Genomic DNA, 17,107 nt, shown 5'->3' on the forward strand with positions numbered 1-17,107 from the left:
AGGCATAGCAGTGGAGATAGTTTCATCTTGGCGAGGCGCTTGGTGTTGGGTAGGAGGGTATCCCTCCGCCGGAGCCGGCGGCCATGAAGACGCCTATCTGAGTTTCTCCGTCGCTTTGGAAGACGGGGATCTCGCGCTGCGGCCGGGGGGTGCTGAAGTTCTTGACGGCATCCTCCGGGCTCGTCGGCATGGGGCCGCCGTGCAGGTCCCTGGAGTAGGCGTAACCGGATTGCCCGTTGGTGGCCATCACAGCAATCAGGTCAGGGGTTCCGTTCTCCTGGCTTTCGACGCCGTAGGTTTCACCCTTGGCATTGACCCCCAAAGGTGTCCGTTCCTGCTTCACATACTTAGCGGTCAACTGCCAGCGCGCCTCGGGGTCGGCCTTGATGGTGACGCTGTCCTGGCCCGGGGCGAGGGGAATGGTGTAGCCGCTCCAGCCCAGTCTGTCGCTGGCCGCATCCTCCTCGGAGCAGCTGCTGGCCGCCCCGTCGGGAAATTCAAACCAGCCAGGCGTCAGGCACGTGAGTTCCATTTGAATCCCCGTGGCCCCCTCCGGAGGGGAGCCCAGCTCAACGGTTGCTGTGCCGGCGTAGGTTGTGGTTACGGGCGAGGCCAGCGGTGTCACCTTTTCCCCTCCGGGGATGACGAAAAGCCCTGCCGCGGCGGCTCCAACGCCAAACAGTCCTGCCCCGGCCAACAGCCCGGAACCAAGCCACACCCTCGTACGCCTCCGTTTCGCCACCCGTGATTCCTGAGCGACTTGGGAGACGAGTTCTGCCCGGAGGGCATCATTGAACAGTTCGTCGACGTGGCGTTGATTCATGGCCGTTCTCCTTCCAGAACCGGGGTTGGAGCGGTGGGCGGATTGGTTGGTGTATCACCGTCGAGGGCGGTTCTCAGGCGCTGGCGGGCCCTGTGCATCCGTGATTTCGCTGCCGCAGGGGTGAGGCCTAATACTGCGGCGGCCGCTGCGATGGTGTGGTCTTCGAACACAATCAGGCTCACCAGGTGCAGGTCTTCGGTGCTCAGTGTTCCGAGCGCGGCCGCAAGTTCCTGATCGAGCTGGTTCTGGTATCTGCGGTAGGGATCGGTGGCCGAATGGGCGGCGTCCTGCCCGCGGGGAAGGGAGTTCAGGAAGCGCTGGTAGCGGCGGGCCGCGCGGGCGCTGTTGCGTGCCATGTTCGTGGTCGTGACCAGTAGCCATGGAAGGATCGATCCTTCCACAATCCGGACCTGCTTACGCCGCCGCCAGAGTTCGAGGAAGGAGGCGGCCATGATGTCCTCCGCATTATGGTGATCTCCGCAGAGCCGGTATGCGTGGCGAAAGACTCTGTCCCGATGCCGGTCGTACAGGGCACCAAAAGCATCCCCCTGTCCCAGAAGGCTCTGGCGCCACAACCCCTCTTCGGTGTCTCCCTTGTTCCCCATGCCACTTAGTGTCCGGCAAAGCCCAAAAGGTTTCACCGAATTCAAAAAACTTCCGAATTGTCCTTCGCCGGCTGCCTGAGCCTGCTATCGATCCTGAAGGCTTTGATTGAAGATGGTCATTCTTAGGTCATCATGTCCACCATTCACCCGTCCTCCTCGCACTTCCCGGCGCCCAGATCCTCGAGGCCGGTCCTTGGGGGCTGCGGCGTCGGTCGTGGGCCGACCTCGACTTGTTCTCAATTTGGCGGTCCTTTCTCGGCGCGCCAGAGTGGTACCTCCGCCATCTCTAACTTCCGTCTGCTTCTACGAGGTGAGCCGGCGCGGTAGGCCGCACCGGAATCGGTCCTCGCTTCGCTCGGGCTGTAAAAGCATTTTTCTGTTTTTTGCTGCTGTCCTGCGGATCGTACGTGCCCGCTCCACCGGCTCAACCGTCCTGCGGACGGCTACGCAGCCGATGCCTTGTGTCGGCGCTTCGCTTATTTCCTCCCACAACCCATCCTCTGCTTGCCCTGCGGGTTGCCCCGGCTCCGTCGGGCACAGCTACGCGCTGCTCCGCCAGCAGGCAAAAAACGCCCGGGGGAGAGGGGAAGCTGGCCGGTCACCAAAGCCGCCCCACCCACCGGACACCTCAGCAAAGGACGAGAGAAACCATGAACGATCGCATTGCACGCGCAGCCCTGACCCGACTCTTCGAACCCGGCGACCGTGTCGGCCGGGCCCTCGTGGGCAGGCTCGGCGCGTACGCCGCGTTGCGGCTTGCCACCGGCGCCCAGCCCGTACACGCCCTCCCGGAGGTTACGGTCGAAGAACTGTCAGAAGCATTGAAGCGGTGGGCTCCCCGGGCTCCGGAGGTCGACCCGGAGAAGGACCTGGCCGCCATCGAACGCCTGGGCGGCGGGTTCCTCATCCCAGGAGATGAGCGCTGGCCGGAAGGCCTGGACGACCTGCCCGACGCCCCATACGGGCTTTGGTACCGGGGCAACATCGACAACGGCATCCCCGCACCTTCGAAGTGTGTGGCCCTGACCGGATCCCGGGACTCGACCAGCTACGGCGCCTCGGTGACAGGAGACATGGCATACGGGCTGGCCCAACGTGGAATCTGTGTGATCTCAGGCCTTGCCTACGGCATCGATGCACACGCGCACCGGGCCGCGTTGGCCGGAAGCCAGGGTGAAGGACCGGCGACCCTCGCGGTACTGGCCGGGGGCCTGGACCGGGACTACCCGTCCGGGAACGCTGACCTCGCGGCCGCGATCCGAGGGAACGGCCTGACGCTCTCAGAGCTCCCGCCCGGTTCCGCCCCGACGCGGTACAGGTTCCTGCAGAGGAACCGCATCATCGCCGCCCTCGCAGGCGTGACCTGTGTGGTGGAAGCCCGCTGGCGCTCGGGGGCGTTGAACACCGCCCACCACGCCGAAACCATTGCCCGGCACGTCGCGGCCGTCCCCGGGAGCGTGCACAGCGCCAACTCGGCAGGATGCCACCGGCTCCTAAAGGACGGTTCGGCGGTGCTGGTGTCCGACGCGGCCGAACTGGCCGAACTCCTCGCCAGCTAGTCCCTTCAGGTGGCCGTCCCGTTGCCGGGGCGGTCACCGCGGGCGGTCCGCCGTCGTGCCCGGCCTGCGCGGTGGGTCGGCGGCGGCGGACCGCCAACCGCCCAGGACGCTTGTGGGGGACCGGGAGGCGCGGCCCACCGGAGTCAGGGACGCCGAAAGAAGACCCGGGGTGCTGATGGAGGGTTCGCAGGGCTCACCAGGAAAAGGGCGTCCGCTGGCGCGGCCGGCTGTGGGGCCAGTGCCGGCTCCGCAGGGCTCCGCCGCCCCTGGCCCTGTCCTGTCTACGACGTTTTGGCTGCTGTCCTTCGGATTGTACGTGTCCGCTCCGGCCGGTCTAGCCCCTCCTTCGTCGGGGCCTGCGGTTCAGGAAATGTCCCTGCGGCGCTCCTTCGTCGCTGATTTCCTCCGGGAATTTCCCGCCCCTTGCCCTCACGGGTAGACAGGCCTCCGTCGGCCACAGCTCCGCAAGCTTCGCCAGCAGCCAAAACAACGGAGGGGAGAGGGGACGCTGGCCGGTCACCTGAACCGCCCCGCCCACCGAATCCTCAGCAAAGGACTTTCAACATGAACGACGCAATCCGTATCTCCAGCCCCGCCGATATCCTCGGTTTCATCCCGCACTCCCTCGGGTTCGTACCGCGTGAATCCTTTGTGTTCCTGACCATGCGGGGCAAGACGCTGGGCGCGACACTCCGCGTTGACGCCCCCGCGTTCGCCGAACCCGCCGGTTTCGCCCGCTCCATGGTGGACTACATCGCGCTGGACACGCAGGCCACGGCGGTGCTGCTGGCCGTCTACACGGCCAGCACCCCCAACCCCGGCCAGCCCCGACCCTTCCACGACCACGTCGAGGCCGTCATTGAGGCACTGGACAGCGCAGGCACCCCGCTGCAGGACGCGTGGCTCATCACCCCGTCGCACTGGCAAAACCTGCTGTGCGACAGCGACGCCGGGTGCTGCCCGCCCGAATCGCTGGAATCCATCACGGACGGGCAACTGAACGCGGAACTTGTGTTCCGTGGCAGCAGCTACCAAGAGACGCCCGGCACCAGCTATGCCCCGTTCGCAGGCCCGGCAGACAGGGAGGAGCAGATCCGCCACGCGCTTCCGGGAGTGCTCGGCGCCGAGCTGCGTCCGGGCCGGGAACTGTGGGCAGAGACCCTGACCCGAACCGGATGGACGGATCCGCAGACAGCGGTGGAGCTGCTGGCGTGCTTCCAGCGCCCGGACCTGCGCGACACGCTGTTCTGCAACGTGATCGACCCGGAGCTGCCGGACGCCGAGGACAGCGGGAATCTGCTCATGGGGGAGGGTATCGCCCCGGACTGGGACCGTGTGGACCGGGCGCAGGAAACCGCGCGGGACCTGATCGACGCCGCGCCGGAAGGCTACCGGGCGCCCCTGCTGACCTTGATCGGATGGCTGGCGTACCTCAAAGGCCAGTCGTCAGTAGCTGCGGACCACTTCGAGCTGGCTCTGGCTGATACACCGGGCTACCGGCTCGCGGAACTGATGGAGCAGCTGGTGAGCCGGGGAACCATCGCCCCGGTCGCGAAGAACGAGGCAACCGCCTACAAGCGGCACCGCTAAAAGGCAACGGGGCCGGACCGGGACAGCGGCCCGGCCCCTTGGGTGCGCCCGGCGGCCTCCCCCGCGTGCGCTCCTCCGGCCGCCGATCACGCTGCCGCGGGCGCAGCACCACACGAGGGCAGCGGCCGGACGCCGGGCTACAGTGGAAAGGAACACCATCCACTAAGAGCCTGGGGACAGCACATGAGCCACGAGTACATCCTGACCGACGATGACGCGGCACCGGCCGATGCCACCCATGCCCAGGACGTTCTCGAGCTCTCGATGTTGACCATGCCCCAGCCAGGCGCCCCCATCGTGGACATCTCCTGGGAGAAATCCCCGCTGGACCTGTAACTTTCTGCAGCGATGACGCAGCACCACTGAGTTTCCTTTTGCTGAGGGAAAAACTGCGGCCGGCCCCAAGGGGCCGGCCGCAGCCCTTTTAAACGCTGAAAACGGCCTCGCTCCGCTCGGACTGTAAAGCATTTTTCTGTTTTGGCTGCTGTCCTTCGGATTGTACGTGTCCGCTCCGGCTCGTCTAGCCCCTCCTTCGTCGGGGCCTGCGGAGCAGGAAATGTCCCTGCGGCGCTCCTTCGTCGCTGATTTCCTCCGGGAATTTCCCGCCCCTTGCCCTGCGGGTAGACAGGCCTCCGTCGGCCACAGCTCCGCAAGCTTCGCCAGCAGCCAAAACAACGGAGGGGAAGAGGGGACGCTGGCCAGTCACCTGAACCGCCCCCGGCAACAACTTGGTCCGCGCCCGCACCCGTTTCCACCCGCTTGACAGACATAGAAGCGTCGGGAGGGACAGGGGGGAGCTGGCCGGTCACCAAGGGCCGCCCCACCCACCAATCCTCTGCAAAGGACACCAAAACCATGAACGCAACAACCACAGCACCCGTACTGGAAATGCTCGACCCGGCAACGCTCACCGTGGATGTCAACGTCCGCAGGGACGCCGCCCTGACCGGCGACTTCGTGGACAGCATCAGGGAACACGGCGTGATGGAACCGGTCATCGCCCACCGCAAGGACGACGGCACGGTTCACGTCCTGATGGGCCAGCGCCGCACCCGCGCCGCCGTCGAAGCCGAACGCCCGCTGATCCCGGTGATGATTATCGAGTCCCCGGAAGAGGCAGAGCGGATCGTGACCCAGGTGGTGGAGAACATCCAGCGCGCCGGGCTGACCGAAGCGGACGAGGCCGAGGCCTACCACCAGCTCTCCCTGATCGGCGTCTCCGCCGCCGCGATCGCGAAGAAAACCGGCCGGACCAGGACCACCGTGGAATCCGCCCTGAAAGCCAAGTCCACCGACACCGGCAACGCCGCACTGGGCAAGGGCTACACCATCGACGAAGCCCTCATCCTCGCCGAATTCGAGAACGACCAGGACGCGACCGAAGAACTCGAATCGGTCATCCGGGACGAACCCGACATGCTCGCCCACGTCACCCAGCAGTTGCGCGACCGCCGCGACCGGGCCGCCGCCCTCGCCGCCGTGAGGGCAGAGCTGGAAGCGGCCGGAACCACCGTCGTCGACACGGCAGGGTATGACGGGGACAGCGAGAACGTCAGGGTGTCCTCGCTGAACCGGCCCGACGGGGAACCGGCCACCGAGGAGGACGCCAACGCCGTGGCCATCACCACCGCCTATAACGGCAACCACTCCACCGTCCCCGTTGTGGCCGGGTGGAAAGACCTCGGGTACACCCTCCGCTACACGGGCTACGCCGCCCCGTCCTCGGCCAAGGGGCCGATGACCGAGGAACAGAAAGCGGAGCGGAAGACCCTGATCGAGAACAACAAGCTGATGCAGTCAGCCACGACAGTCCGCCGCGACTTCGTCAAAACCCTGCTGGCAAGGAAACAGGCACCCAAGGGCTGGCAGTACTTCACCGTGCACGCCATCACCCACCACCCCGAAACGGCCAGCGGATACGACGGTAAAGTCGCCGCCGACATGGCCGGGGAGAAGGTCGAGGACACTGACCGGTGGGGCTGGAACCCCCTGCGGGACCACGTCGCGAAGACCACGGCACGGCCCGAAGTCGCCCTGATCGCCCTCATCTGCGCAGGGTACGAGAAGACGATCGCCAAGGACTCATGGCGGTCCCCGGGCCAGACCCAGCGCGACTACCTGACCCAGCTCGTCACCTGGGGGTACACTGCCAGCGCTGTCGAACAGATCATCCTCGACAGCGGCAAAGAAACCACCACCGCGGAGTAACGAGACTAAAGCGGGCCGGGCGGCGAACCCAACGCCGCCCGGCCACCCCAACACAGGACGGACACCCAGAGCAGCACCCAGGACAGGACGGCCACGTCACCTCCCAGAATCGGTGGCGGTCCGCCGGTGCGAACCACAGCATCGATCACCAGCGGCGGACCGCCGGTCCGCGCACGGCGTGCGGACCCGCCCGGGTGCCGCGCCGCCACACACGCAAAGACCGGGCAACAACGACGGTCCGGGCTAGAGTGGTCTCAGATTTCTTTTGCAGAGGAAACCCGAAGGGAGCCGGCCACCGCGCCGGCTCCCTTCCGGGTTAACGCGGCCATTGCCCCCGGGGAGTGCTGTGTCCCCGCATGGACGGGGCCGGGACCGGTGAATGAAAAACCGGCCATGGACGGGACAGGAAGCGGCCGGCCCGTTCAGCAGCGACCCTCCCCGTGGCACCCGTGGGGGCCTTCTACTGAGGCTCTGTTCCGAGGACCAGGTGCCGGTGGCTATTCGCCGAATGCTGACGGACCCACCTCCCGCGGTCCGAGGAGCTATGAAATTCCGATAAAAACCCCTAGAAATGGCGGAGAAATGGCTATTCATTCAGTTGAATGATTGTTAGAATAAAAGCAGCAGTACAGAACAGACGAACCTAACCAAAGTGATACGAAACCAAGGACTGAGAAATGACTGTCACCATCTACACCAAGCCCTCCGGATGCTTCGGCTGCACCAAGACCAAGCAGAAATTCGTTGAGGCCGGCCTGCCCTTCCACGAGGTTGACGTCACTACCAACCAGGCCGCTTTCGAGTACATCACCGAAGAGCTCGGCTACTCCCAGGTCCCCGTCGTCGTCTACGACAAAGACGGCACCGAAAACCACTGGTCCGGACTCAACCCCGGCAGGATCGAGCAGATCATCGCCATCGAAGCAGCTGCCGGCCGCGCCCGCGAAGCCTAAACAGGGACCACCGGACCCCCGCACCGCCCATACGAAACCAGCAGAAAAGGATACGAAACCAATGTCAGGCGAAACCAGCATCACCGTCATCGGCAACCTCACCAGCGATCCCGAGCTACGCTTCACCGCAGCCGGGGCAGCGGTCGCAAACGTCACCATCGCCTCCACGCCCAGGACCTTTGACCCGGCCTCCAAGGAATGGAAGGACGGCGACACCCTCTTCATGCACTGCTCCATCTGGCGCGAGGCGGCCGAGAACGCCGCCGCGTCCCTGGCCAAGGGCAGCCGCGTGGTCGCCTCCGGAGTCCTGAAGCCCCGCACCTATGAGACCAAAGCAGGGGAGAAGCGCACCGTCCTGGAACTCGAGGTCGAAGAGATCGGCCTGTCCCTGCGCTACACGGCCGCCACGCCCGCCGCCCGGCCATCCACCACCGAACCAACCCTGAAGGATGCGGAACCGGACGGCACCCACCCGGCCGACAGCTTCACGATCAGCCCCCGCCAGTACGCCGACGACGAAGCCTGGTTCGGCCTGCGGGCCAACCCGAGCGGTCTCGTCGCTCCGCCGGTCATCACCGAGACGCCCGTCTACGAGAGCGAATAACCGGGGGGATCCCTCGGCGGGGGTACTGGCGCTGGGCCGGCCCCCCACGGCCTCCGGGCACTTCGACGAGGGCATCCGCGGCGGAAGGGCTTGAGATTCGTAGTAGTAGGAGTAGTTTAATTACTACTCCTACTACTTTTTTCTTTTGGAAGGGTTTCCGCCGTGGCCATGAGTGTGAAAGACCGGGTTTTTACTGCCGCCGAGCAGATCAGCGCCGAGCGGCGCCCGACCGTGTCCACGGTCCGCGCGGCCGCCGGGGTGAGCAACGCTGACGCTACCCGGTACCTGAAGGAATGGACCGAGGAGAAACAGGCCGCCGGGGGACAGGTCGCCGCGACGCCGGCGGCCCTGCTGGAACAGGCCGCCCGGCTGGCGGGAGCGTGCTGGGCCGAAGCGTCCGCCCTGGCCAACGAGCGCCACGCCGCCGCCGAAGCGCTCTGGGCGCAGGAGAAAAAGGACCTGAACCAGGAGGTCGCCGAGCTCGTCGCTGACCTGGACACGGCGGTCGCCGAGAAGGACGCAGCGGTCACCGAGCTCACCGCACGGATCGCTGCCCTCGAACGCGAGGCCGCCGCCGCGGCTGAGCAGTTGGAGCGCGCGAAGGCGGCCGAGCGCGAGGCGGCCGGAATGGCGACCGCGGCGGCGACCAAGGCGGCCGCGGCCGAGGCCCGCGCCGGGGCCCTGCAGGAGGCCCACGACGCGTTGCTGCAGCGCATCACCCCGGAGGCGCCGCAGGAGGCCGGAACGGAAGGTCACTCCGATGCCTAGGAAGCCGGCGAGGATTGCCGCGTTCACGCCGTACTTCACGCAAGAGGAAGCCGACCAGGTCCGGGCCGCCTACCTGGTAGCGAAGGAGCACGAGGACGGCGTGGCCAGCGCATCGGACTTCATCGTCCGTGCCACCATGAGGGACGTGAAACGGATCCAGCGCAAATACAACGGCGGGAAAAAATTTGACCCGGTTCCCGCCGGTGCGCTGCGCCGAGGGCAGCGCACCCGGGACGAACTCCAATACCGAGACGAGGACATCTGAGAATGGCCGGACAGGTGACCTCGGGCGAGTTGCGTGCCGTGCAGCTGGGTGGCCGCAATTATCTTGCCTCCCTGTTGAGGTTGATGAGGATTCTTCCCGGAATAGCGGGAGAGGAACGTCGAATGCCACGCGAAGTTTTCGTACGGTCCGTAAGTATCGTTGAGCGCCGTTGTGCGAGTGTTGCGGCGTGATTTCTTCTGGTTGCTAGGCGTTTTTTGACGTTGTGAACATGTCAATTAGAACGGATTCCACAAGGACGGCTAGAACGGCACCCATCGACGGGTTTGATGGGTGCTGTTACTGATAAGTCGTATCATCACAACCAGGACAGGATCGACAAACAGCCCCGCCCGTTTGGTTACTTGTTAGGAGCTCACATGCCCAGGAGACCGTACAACTGGCAACCGGGCATTGTGGCCGGCAGGGGCTCCGTTCTTCTGAGCGGAGCAGGCTGCAGCCTGAATTTCGCTGAGGTTTACCCCTTTGGATTATGGGTTCAAACGAGTGTCAGGTTTATGGGCCCATTGACACTCGAGCAGCAGCGGGAAATCAACCGCCAGGTCGGCGCCTATCTGCGGAATTCTCCGGCCGAGAGCCCTCAACTAACTGTTGATCAAGAAAACTCCGGGCGCTCCACTGCTGAAATTGTCACGCATGAGGGGCACAACAACTTCTGGACCATCTCATTTTGGGCGGATCACGACGTCGCCGCAGGAGCGTTGTCGATGCTGTTCACCTGGACGGATCAGGACATTGAAACGACGTTCTCATTCACGGGCGAAGACATCGAAACCGCCCTGACCGATGCGACAGAGCTCTGGCCGACATCATCCATGGAGTACACCACCTTCTAGACACGGGCCTTGAAACCACTAGGACTGCCGAATGCAAGACTCGCGCATGATCAGGCTGACGTGGGGAACTGAGGCCTTGATGGTTGTCCCGGAAGAAGCCGACAGGTGAAGGCGACGCTTGAAGCAAGGCGCCGGTGGGCTACAACCATCGCCTGGGTCCTGCTCGTCCTCGCCGCGATGACCCTGATCGGCTACGGGATCGCGCGCGCCAACTGGCATATCTGGTTGCCAGGTCCGGCCGAGCAGGAAGAGGTCTGGATCGGTAGTCGCTACATTTACGCCGGCTGTGCCCTGTCATTAGCGTCCGGTATCTGGTCCCATGTCAGGGGCAACCCCGTCTGGGTGACCGTCTGCGCAGGGCTGCCAGGGATTCTCGTGGGCTGGGCGGCACTTCAGAACCCCTATGATCTGAAGCGCCAGCTCGCAGCCGTCGTGACGTTCCCGTTGGCCCTGGCAGGGGCTGCTGCGGTCCTCAGAGCGCGCGGCCGCCGACAGCGGGACTAATCAGTATCGGCCGGGAGCCGCAGGTAGTATGACCCGGTGACTGACGAACCTCGCCCCCACCGCTTCCTCACCATCGAGCAGGCAGCTGAAGAGCTGAACGTGAAGGCCAGCCTCATCCGAGGGCTCATCAAGACTGGGGAGCTTCGAGCCCTACAGGTTGGCTCCCGCGGCATGTGGCGGGTCGGGAGCCAGGATGTCGAAGACTACATCGCCGATGCATACCGGCGGACCGCTGAACGGATTGCCGCCGGCGACCTCGAAGATGAAGGGAAGTCGGATTCCGAGTCTCTGGGACAGCAGAAGCCCCCGCTGTAATCGGACACCAGGGTCTCCCCAGAGCAGGGCTGGTCACTAGCCGGTTCGATTCGTACTACAGCTGACCGGCAGGGTGGGTGCCGCCATCCTCACAGGGACCGCGAAAAGAGCTAGGAACGAAGGAGAGGCGTCCTAAAACAAACAATTCTTACACCGGTTACCGAGGCAAGATAAGAGGGGCATGTGGAGGGTCAGCAAGGACGACCTCGCAGGGTACCTCGACCTCGCCTACGCGCAGACCAGGGCACGGATCGACGCGGGCCAGATCACCCCGGATGAGGATGCCGCAGACGGGTAAAAGAGAAAACACCCAAGGCAACGCCCAGCGGCCGTCTTGGGATGGCGGACCGGGCAGGAGTAAGACCCCCCGGGTGTTGCACGGCTGGTGGGCGGCGGGCAGCAACCCCGGAATATCACTGGCACGGGACAGGCATGGAGCGCTACATGACGCCTCGGGGCCCTGCTATGGCTGCTCAGAATCCGGTTTCGTCTACACCTTCGTCCGTACTGCGGACCGGCAGATGCTGGGGGCTTTTCTGCCCGCTGGACCGGGGTGTTAGCGGCTGTAACCCAGGCCGTTGTCCGGTGCCGGCTAGTATGGACGCGCGCCGGCGGCCGGGCTGGTTGGGGCAGGGCGCACTGCGCCGGGCCTGGCCGGTTGGCATCGAAGACCGCGCGGGTCGGGGTGATGTCGATCTCTCCGGGGCCTGGTGGTGAGACCGTTTCGGCCCATTCGACCAGGCGAAGCATGATCTGGTCGAGGCCGCGGGGATCGACGCCGTACTCGGCGACGTCCTCGGGGCGCACCCGCATGACCTGACGCAGGGCGTAGCCCAGTTCGGCGCGGTCAAAGGATGAGCCGAACCTGTAGGCGGTCACCTCGAGGAGTTTGTCCTCGGTGAAGCGTCCGTCGTTGCGGATCGAGTCGGCATCGAGGAAGTCGCGGGGCAGTGACCTGCTCATCAGGGCATCGATCTTGCTGGCTGCGGCATCGCGCTCGTCGAGGACGGGGCCGACGTCGAACTGCGCCGGCTGGTAGGCCCGCCAGTCAACGGCGATATCGACCGGGACCACGGCCCCGGCTGGGGTGGTGATTTCCAGGCGCGCGAACACGTCGCTTTGCTGGACGGTCAGGACAGTGCTGCCCTCGCTCCGGTACGCCGCTGACAGGTCCTGGAGTGCCTGTTCAAACCGGCGTTTGTCCAGGAGGTTGGTGAACAGGTCCAGGTCCCGGGTTGGGCGGGCTGATTAGACCGTGAAGGTCGCTTCGCGCTTGCTCCTGCCAGCGCGAAGCCGTAACCCTTCACAGCGGCCAGGCCGGTCCGGGCTACGTCTTCGCGGGCTTTCTCCATGGCCCCAGCTCAGGCGGCGAGCTGCGGGAACTTCGCTTCCCAGAGTCGCCGGCACCGCGCCGGCAGCAGCAGCGCAGCCCAGGACTGCTCCAGCACCATCCGGTTCAGGATCGTGCGGAGGTCATCGAGGGTGCCGGCATTGAGCACATAGGCGTAGTGGGCGAGGACTTCGGGCGAGTCCACCCGGAACGTGCTTTTCGGTCCCCAGTGGACTGACACCGGCAGTTCCATGATCCCGTGGTCCGGGCCCTGCAGCTCCTCCAGTGACTCTGGTACGGCGTAGGGAACGGTGTCGCGGACGAAGATCCGCTGGCCGCTGCCGGCGTCATCTGTCATGGACGTACGCCTCCTTCCCTTCGCCTCCGGTGCTGCACCTTAACTTTAGGTCCGTGCCCGTCCATCTGGTGCCATCCCCGGCCGGGTGGAGGCGCCACACGCCGGTGGGCTTTAGCTGGCCGCCGGCTCGAGTCCGGAAGCTTCTGGCGCGTCGGCCGGTGCGGGTTTGGCGGCGCTCCTGCGCCGGCGGCCGACGGCTGCCGGTTCGAGTCCGAGCTTCTTGAGTTCGTCGGCGCTCCAGCCGTCCCTGGTCGCGCGGATGTAGGCGCGCTTGTCGTCTTTTTCGGCCTCGGCGAGTTGTGCTTTGAGGTCGGTGATGCGTTGGCGGGTGGTGACGAGATCTGTGACGGAGTTGATGCGCGAGTCGAGGAGGGCGCGGGCCTGGTTGCGTGTCTGTTCAATGTCGAGGTTAGCCATGGTTCAACCCTAACTTTCGGTGGCGGATTTTTCCGGGCGGCCGGGGCCGGTGTCGCCCGTGGCGGCGCCGGTCAGTAGCGCGTTGGCGGGGTCGCTGATCCAGTCGTGCAGGTACTCGGCGCAGTAGCTGATGGTGCGGGGTGTGAACTGGAAGAACTCGGGCCCGATGCCCTGTTGACGCCAGCGGCGCAACCGGTCGGCCGGGATGCCGTATTGCTGTTCCACGATGCGCGGTGAGATGAGAGCCATGACTGTACCTTTCGCTTGCCCTATGCCGCGTTCCTTTCGGCACGCTTGCCGAAACTTGGCCGGTGAAGGAATTGGCCAGTCGGAGTGGCCGGACCGTGGAATACCGGAGCGAAGCGGAGGATATGCCGCGAAAGCCGGCTGCGCAGACTTGCCAAGGAAGGACCGGGCAGTAGCCTCAACCAGCCGAAACGGAACGACGCAGTCGTTTGAACAGGAAGGACGCGCAGCGTCGTCCAGGGCAGTCCCCAGCAGCCACCCAAAGCCCCAAAAGCAGGCGCAGGTGATTTTCCGGAGCAAGCTAGTCGGTTATGTGCCATAACCCGCGTGTTGATCCACGGCCTGCGGTCGTGGATGGGGCACACTCGTGAGTGTGGCCCGGAGATTCCGGGGCGCTGCGCTGGGCATGGGGGAGGGGGCGGTGATGACTCAAGAGCAGGGGGAGACTGAAGAAGGGCGGAAGTCGCCGCGCCGGTTTTCCCGCCGCCGCCGCGCGAACATTGACGGGGACACGCAGTACGTGCGGGTGTCGATGTCGGAGTTCGAACGGGCGCAGCTGAAGGTCCTGGAGGAACGGACCGGGCGCAGCCCGTCGGAGATTCTGGTCAGCGCTGCCCTGTACGCGGAGAACTCCGAGTCGCTGGCTGAGCGGCGTGCGATGGCTGTGGAGTTCATCGCGGCACGCCGCTACCTTGCTGCCCTGTCGAACAACGTCAACCAGCTCGCCCGGCACGCGAATGCCACGGATGAATTCCCGGAAGCAGCCCGCACCGTTTTGACGCGGGTGCGGGCGGTGGCGGACCGGATCAATACGATGCTGGATTCGATGGTGCGCTGATGATTCCCAACATCACCAAGGGCACCCGCATACACGGGCTGATCGCCTACCTTGCCGGTCCTGGCCGGGCGAACGAGCACACCGATCCGCACCTGGTCGCGGGCTCCCCGTCGATCATGGCCTGGCACAACGACGACCAGCTGAACGCTGATGCGGCCCAGGCGATTGCAAAGGAACTGGACCGGGCCCGAAGCGTCCTGGGCGTTGAGATTCCCGGCGGGCATGTCTGGCACTGCTCGCTGTCCCTGCGCGCCGAGGAAGGCGACCTGACCGATGCGAAGTGGGCTGATATCGCGCAGGACTTCATGGATGAGATTGGTTTCACCGAAGCCAGTGGGCGGGCGCCGGCGCAGTGGGTGGCGATCCGTCACGGCCACAGTAAAGCAGGGAACGACCACATCCACATCGCCGCGTCCATGGTCCGCGAAGACGGCACGAAGTGGAGCAGCTGGCGGGACTTCCCCCGCGCACAACAAGCCGCCCGCGGGCTCGAGAAAAAGTACGGGCTGGAGGAACTGTCACCCACGCATTCCACCCGTGGCCTGCGGCCCGGTGAACGCGAAGCGTCCGAACGGCGCGGAGCCCCGGAACCGGAACGCCGGTCCCTGGAACGCAAGGTCCGCGCCTGCGCCACCTCGGCGCAGGATGAGGCCGAATTCATTCGACGGCTCCGCCGTACCGGCGCGCTGGTCAGGCCGCGGTACGCGTCCGGACGCGACGACGTCGTGGTCGGCTACAGCGTGGCCGAACGACCCGCCAGAGGGGGCCGGCCTGTCTGGTTCGGCGGCGGTCACCTCGCCAAAGACCTCGCCCTTCCCAAGCTCCGCAGCGCATGGCACGACACCCCTCAAGGTGCCGCCGATGCGGTCGCCGAATGGCAGGCTGCTGCACGCGGACGCCGCCCGGTTACGGTCGGCCGCGAAGCCGAAGAACCGGACCCGCAACTGTGGGAGCAGTACAGCGACGACATTGCCCGGCTCCGGGAATCGCTGCGCTCCGTCCCGCTGGATGACCATGCAACCTGGGCGCACGTTGCACGCGAGACATCCGGTGCCTTCGCAGCCTGGTCCACGGCGACAGAGGCGACTCCGGGACCGCTCGCTGCAGCGGCTGATGAGCTGTCCAAGACGGCGCAGCTGCGGCGCTACCCGGTCCGCCCCGTCCGCAGCGTCGGACCGTCTGCTCGGGGCGCTTCCCTCATGCTTATGGCAGCGGTGATGGGCGGGACGGGAACCGCGGCGCAGGCAATCATGCTGCGCCAGCTGCTCAACGTCGCCAAGGCGGTCCACGACATGCACAAGGCCTCCAATGACCTGCGCAGGGCACGGCAGATCAGCCACATGGTGAAGCGCCAGCTGAGCCAGGTCGCTGCAGCACTGCCACCCGTCCCTACACCCGAGGCCACGACGGTTACCGAAGCGGCCGCAGCCGTCCGCGCCAGTACAGCCGGCCAGGTCACCGGCCGGTCCGCCGGCTCCGTGCTGCCGCCGACCTACGTGCAGGCACGCACCCCTGCTGCCAGCCGAAACGGAACGACCCGACCGGACATTGAGAGATAACACCAACGAGGGGGAACCATGAACGAATCTGACGGCATCGAAGAAGCAATCGAGGGAATCTCGCGGGTCGGGCTGAGCGTCGCAGGCCGGGTCGGTGAGCAGCTGGCCAGGGCACGCGAGCAGGAATTGCGCCGCGCCCAGGCAGGCGAGGAACAACAGGCCCGTGAGCTGCAGGCCCGGTTCGACGCGGAGCGGGCAGCGGCCCGCGCCCAGCTGGCACCTGTCATGGACAACGGGTGGTGGGACACCGCCAGTGGCCGCGACATCGAAAGGGTCCATGAGGTGGCCACCGCCTGGAAGGACCACGACCCGGCGGCGCGCGACGCTGCCGACGTCATCCGCGACCAGGTGCAGCGCCGCTACGGTCTGGACCTGGACAATTTCGGTGCCGATGATGCGTCGGTGGCCCAGGCCTTGGCAAGGGCTGAACGGGACCGGGAACAGGCGGAGCAGGAGCGCCGTGCTGCCCGTGACGAGAACGCCCAGGCTGTGCAGCTGCTGGCCGAGGCGGACCGGGAAGACCGGGACCGCCAGCAGGACGCCGACGAAGAGAACCAGCGCCCCGAGGCACTCGGGGAAGAGGCAACTCTTAAATACGACTCAGCCGAACGCCGACAGCAACTGGCCGCCAGCCTTGAAAACGTCGCCGACCACGAGACCGTCCAGGCGCGACTCAGCGCAGACCAGGACCAGGCCACGCCACCGAGCGCCGCCGTCACCAAGGCGCCGGGACGGAGCCCGAAAGCACGTAGGACACGAGGAGCAAACGGCCAGATGAAGCTCCTGCAAAAGGGCATGAGCCGGTAAGCCGTGCAGGAGCGCAGGTTCCGAGCAGGTGGCCGGGGCTGCAGTCATTGGTCCACAGCGGGATAAGGAACCCGTCGATACCCACGGCATCGCCGGTGTTCGGCAGGCCGACAACGCGTGCCAAGGCCAAGGACGCCGCCATCCCGGTGGCGCGGCCGAACTTCGGCACGCCGGTTCCAGTCAAATCGCGGGGCGAATGGAACCCTCGACGGGAACCGGTCCAGCCCGTCTGGGCGCTCGTCAGAACGGGCCGGCTATGACCCGGCCGGCACCGCGCCGACCCAGCGCGTTCGCGGTAACTTGACCCGTAGAACGCCGCTATTCACTTGCCCTTTTTGGCCTAGGGACATCCCAAATTTCTTTGGACTGATCTGCCGCGTGTATTAGCACGGGAAGAACGGAAAGAACCGGGCGACTGCCCATCATCAGGCAGGGGCCCTCCGCTGCGGGTGAGTTAGGAAACGATTCTGTCCTGATCATATGGATTTATGGGTGACAAGGTGC

20 protein-coding genes are annotated in these 17,107 nt (G+C 65.6%); 14 read left to right on the forward strand and 6 right to left on the reverse strand.

Annotated features, from left to right (window positions below; translation table 11 throughout):
• Positions 1–22: 22 nt before the first annotated feature.
• Together DBZ45_RS10620 and DBZ45_RS10625 are read right to left on the reverse strand one after the other, a co-directional pair.
• A complete protein-coding gene (locus DBZ45_RS10620; protein ID WP_111903873.1) occupies positions 23–823 on the reverse strand; it encodes a peptidase M56 family protein in 801 nt (266 codons plus the stop codon).
• Positions 820–1,428, reverse strand: a complete 609-nt coding sequence (locus tag DBZ45_RS10625; RefSeq protein ID WP_111903874.1) for an RNA polymerase sigma factor — start codon at positions 1,426–1,428, stop codon at positions 820–822. The genes DBZ45_RS10620 and DBZ45_RS10625 overlap by 4 nt, the downstream gene beginning before the upstream one ends.
• A 650-nt stretch (positions 1,429–2,078) precedes the next feature.
• Here DBZ45_RS10625 and dprA point away from each other — a divergent pair.
• The 11 genes from dprA (at position 2,079) to DBZ45_RS10675 (ending at position 11,048) form a co-directional block, all read left to right on the forward strand.
• The gene (gene dprA / locus DBZ45_RS10630) at positions 2,079–2,987 is read left to right on the forward strand and encodes a DNA-processing protein DprA (protein ID WP_111903875.1); all 909 of its coding nucleotides are present in this window, start codon (positions 2,079–2,081) and stop codon (positions 2,985–2,987) included.
• A 564-nt stretch (positions 2,988–3,551) separates the two neighbouring features.
• Positions 3,552–4,577 (forward strand): DUF4192 domain-containing protein, encoded by a 1,026-nt coding sequence (locus tag DBZ45_RS10635; RefSeq protein WP_111903876.1) that lies wholly within the window; start codon positions 3,552–3,554, stop codon positions 4,575–4,577.
• Between the two features lie 183 nt (positions 4,578–4,760).
• Positions 4,761–4,913 (forward strand): hypothetical protein, encoded by a 153-nt coding sequence (locus DBZ45_RS22940; protein ID WP_174182301.1) that lies wholly within the window; start codon positions 4,761–4,763, stop codon positions 4,911–4,913.
• A gap of 519 nt (positions 4,914–5,432) precedes the next feature.
• On the forward strand, positions 5,433–6,785 hold the full coding sequence (locus tag DBZ45_RS10640) for a ParB/RepB/Spo0J family partition protein (RefSeq protein ID WP_111903877.1): 1,353 nt from the start codon (positions 5,433–5,435) through the stop codon (positions 6,783–6,785).
• 677 nt (positions 6,786–7,462) lie between these two features.
• On the forward strand, positions 7,463–7,738 hold the full coding sequence (locus DBZ45_RS10645) for a glutaredoxin family protein (RefSeq protein WP_111903878.1): 276 nt from the start codon (positions 7,463–7,465) through the stop codon (positions 7,736–7,738).
• Between the two features lie 61 nt (positions 7,739–7,799).
• On the forward strand, positions 7,800–8,342 hold the full coding sequence (ssb, locus tag DBZ45_RS10650; RefSeq protein ID WP_111903879.1) for a single-stranded DNA-binding protein: 543 nt from the start codon (positions 7,800–7,802) through the stop codon (positions 8,340–8,342).
• 168 nt (positions 8,343–8,510) lie between these two features.
• Entirely contained in the window at positions 8,511–9,110 is a 600-nt protein-coding gene (locus tag DBZ45_RS10655) for a DNA-binding protein (RefSeq protein ID WP_111903977.1), read from the forward strand.
• Positions 9,103–9,375: a ParB family protein gene (locus DBZ45_RS10660; protein ID WP_111903880.1), complete on the forward strand. Its 273-nt coding sequence runs from the start codon at positions 9,103–9,105 to the stop codon at positions 9,373–9,375. Before DBZ45_RS10655 ends, DBZ45_RS10660 begins: the two co-directional genes overlap by 8 nt.
• 524 nt (positions 9,376–9,899) lie before the next feature.
• Positions 9,900–10,229: a hypothetical protein gene (locus tag DBZ45_RS10665; protein WP_146617492.1), complete on the forward strand. Its 330-nt coding sequence runs from the start codon at positions 9,900–9,902 to the stop codon at positions 10,227–10,229.
• A 105-nt stretch (positions 10,230–10,334) separates the two neighbouring features.
• Positions 10,335–10,733, forward strand: a complete 399-nt coding sequence (locus tag DBZ45_RS10670) for a hypothetical protein (RefSeq protein ID WP_223257012.1) — start codon at positions 10,335–10,337, stop codon at positions 10,731–10,733.
• Positions 10,734–10,769: 36 nt separating this feature from the next.
• Complete coding sequence (locus DBZ45_RS10675; RefSeq protein ID WP_111903882.1) at positions 10,770–11,048, forward strand: helix-turn-helix domain-containing protein; 279 nt, start codon at positions 10,770–10,772, stop codon at positions 11,046–11,048.
• 228 nt (positions 11,049–11,276) lie between these two features.
• Here DBZ45_RS10675 and DBZ45_RS10680 read toward each other — a convergent pair whose 3' ends face one another.
• From DBZ45_RS10680 to DBZ45_RS10695, 4 genes are all read right to left on the reverse strand, one after another.
• Positions 11,277–12,161 (reverse strand): hypothetical protein, encoded by an 885-nt coding sequence (locus DBZ45_RS10680; protein ID WP_111903883.1) that lies wholly within the window; start codon positions 12,159–12,161, stop codon positions 11,277–11,279.
• 248 nt (positions 12,162–12,409) lie between these two features.
• A complete protein-coding gene (locus DBZ45_RS10685; protein WP_111903884.1) occupies positions 12,410–12,736 on the reverse strand; it encodes a hypothetical protein in 327 nt (108 codons plus the stop codon).
• Between the two features lie 111 nt (positions 12,737–12,847).
• Entirely contained in the window at positions 12,848–13,153 is a 306-nt protein-coding gene (locus tag DBZ45_RS10690; RefSeq protein ID WP_111903885.1) for a hypothetical protein, read from the reverse strand.
• Between the two features lie 9 nt (positions 13,154–13,162).
• Positions 13,163–13,402, reverse strand: a complete 240-nt coding sequence (locus DBZ45_RS10695; protein WP_111903886.1) for a hypothetical protein — start codon at positions 13,400–13,402, stop codon at positions 13,163–13,165.
• A 421-nt stretch (positions 13,403–13,823) separates the two neighbouring features.
• Here DBZ45_RS10695 and mobC point away from each other — a divergent pair, with 421 nt between their 5' ends.
• From mobC to DBZ45_RS10710, 3 genes are read left to right on the forward strand one after another with little or no spacing between them, the layout of a single operon-like run.
• Positions 13,824–14,237: a plasmid mobilization relaxosome protein MobC gene (gene mobC, locus DBZ45_RS10700; RefSeq protein WP_223257013.1), complete on the forward strand. Its 414-nt coding sequence runs from the start codon at positions 13,824–13,826 to the stop codon at positions 14,235–14,237.
• Positions 14,237–15,796, forward strand: a complete 1,560-nt coding sequence (locus tag DBZ45_RS10705; RefSeq protein WP_111903887.1) for a relaxase/mobilization nuclease domain-containing protein — start codon at positions 14,237–14,239, stop codon at positions 15,794–15,796. Before mobC ends, DBZ45_RS10705 begins: the two co-directional genes overlap by 1 nt.
• 18 nt (positions 15,797–15,814) lie before the next feature.
• Positions 15,815–16,603, forward strand: coding sequence for a hypothetical protein (locus DBZ45_RS10710; RefSeq protein ID WP_111903888.1), 789 nt, complete (start codon positions 15,815–15,817; stop codon positions 16,601–16,603).
• Positions 16,604–17,107: the final 504 nt, after the last annotated feature.

This window comes from Arthrobacter globiformis (assembly GCF_003261175.1).
GTDB lineage: Bacteria > Actinomycetota > Actinomycetes > Actinomycetales > Micrococcaceae > Arthrobacter > Arthrobacter globiformis_A.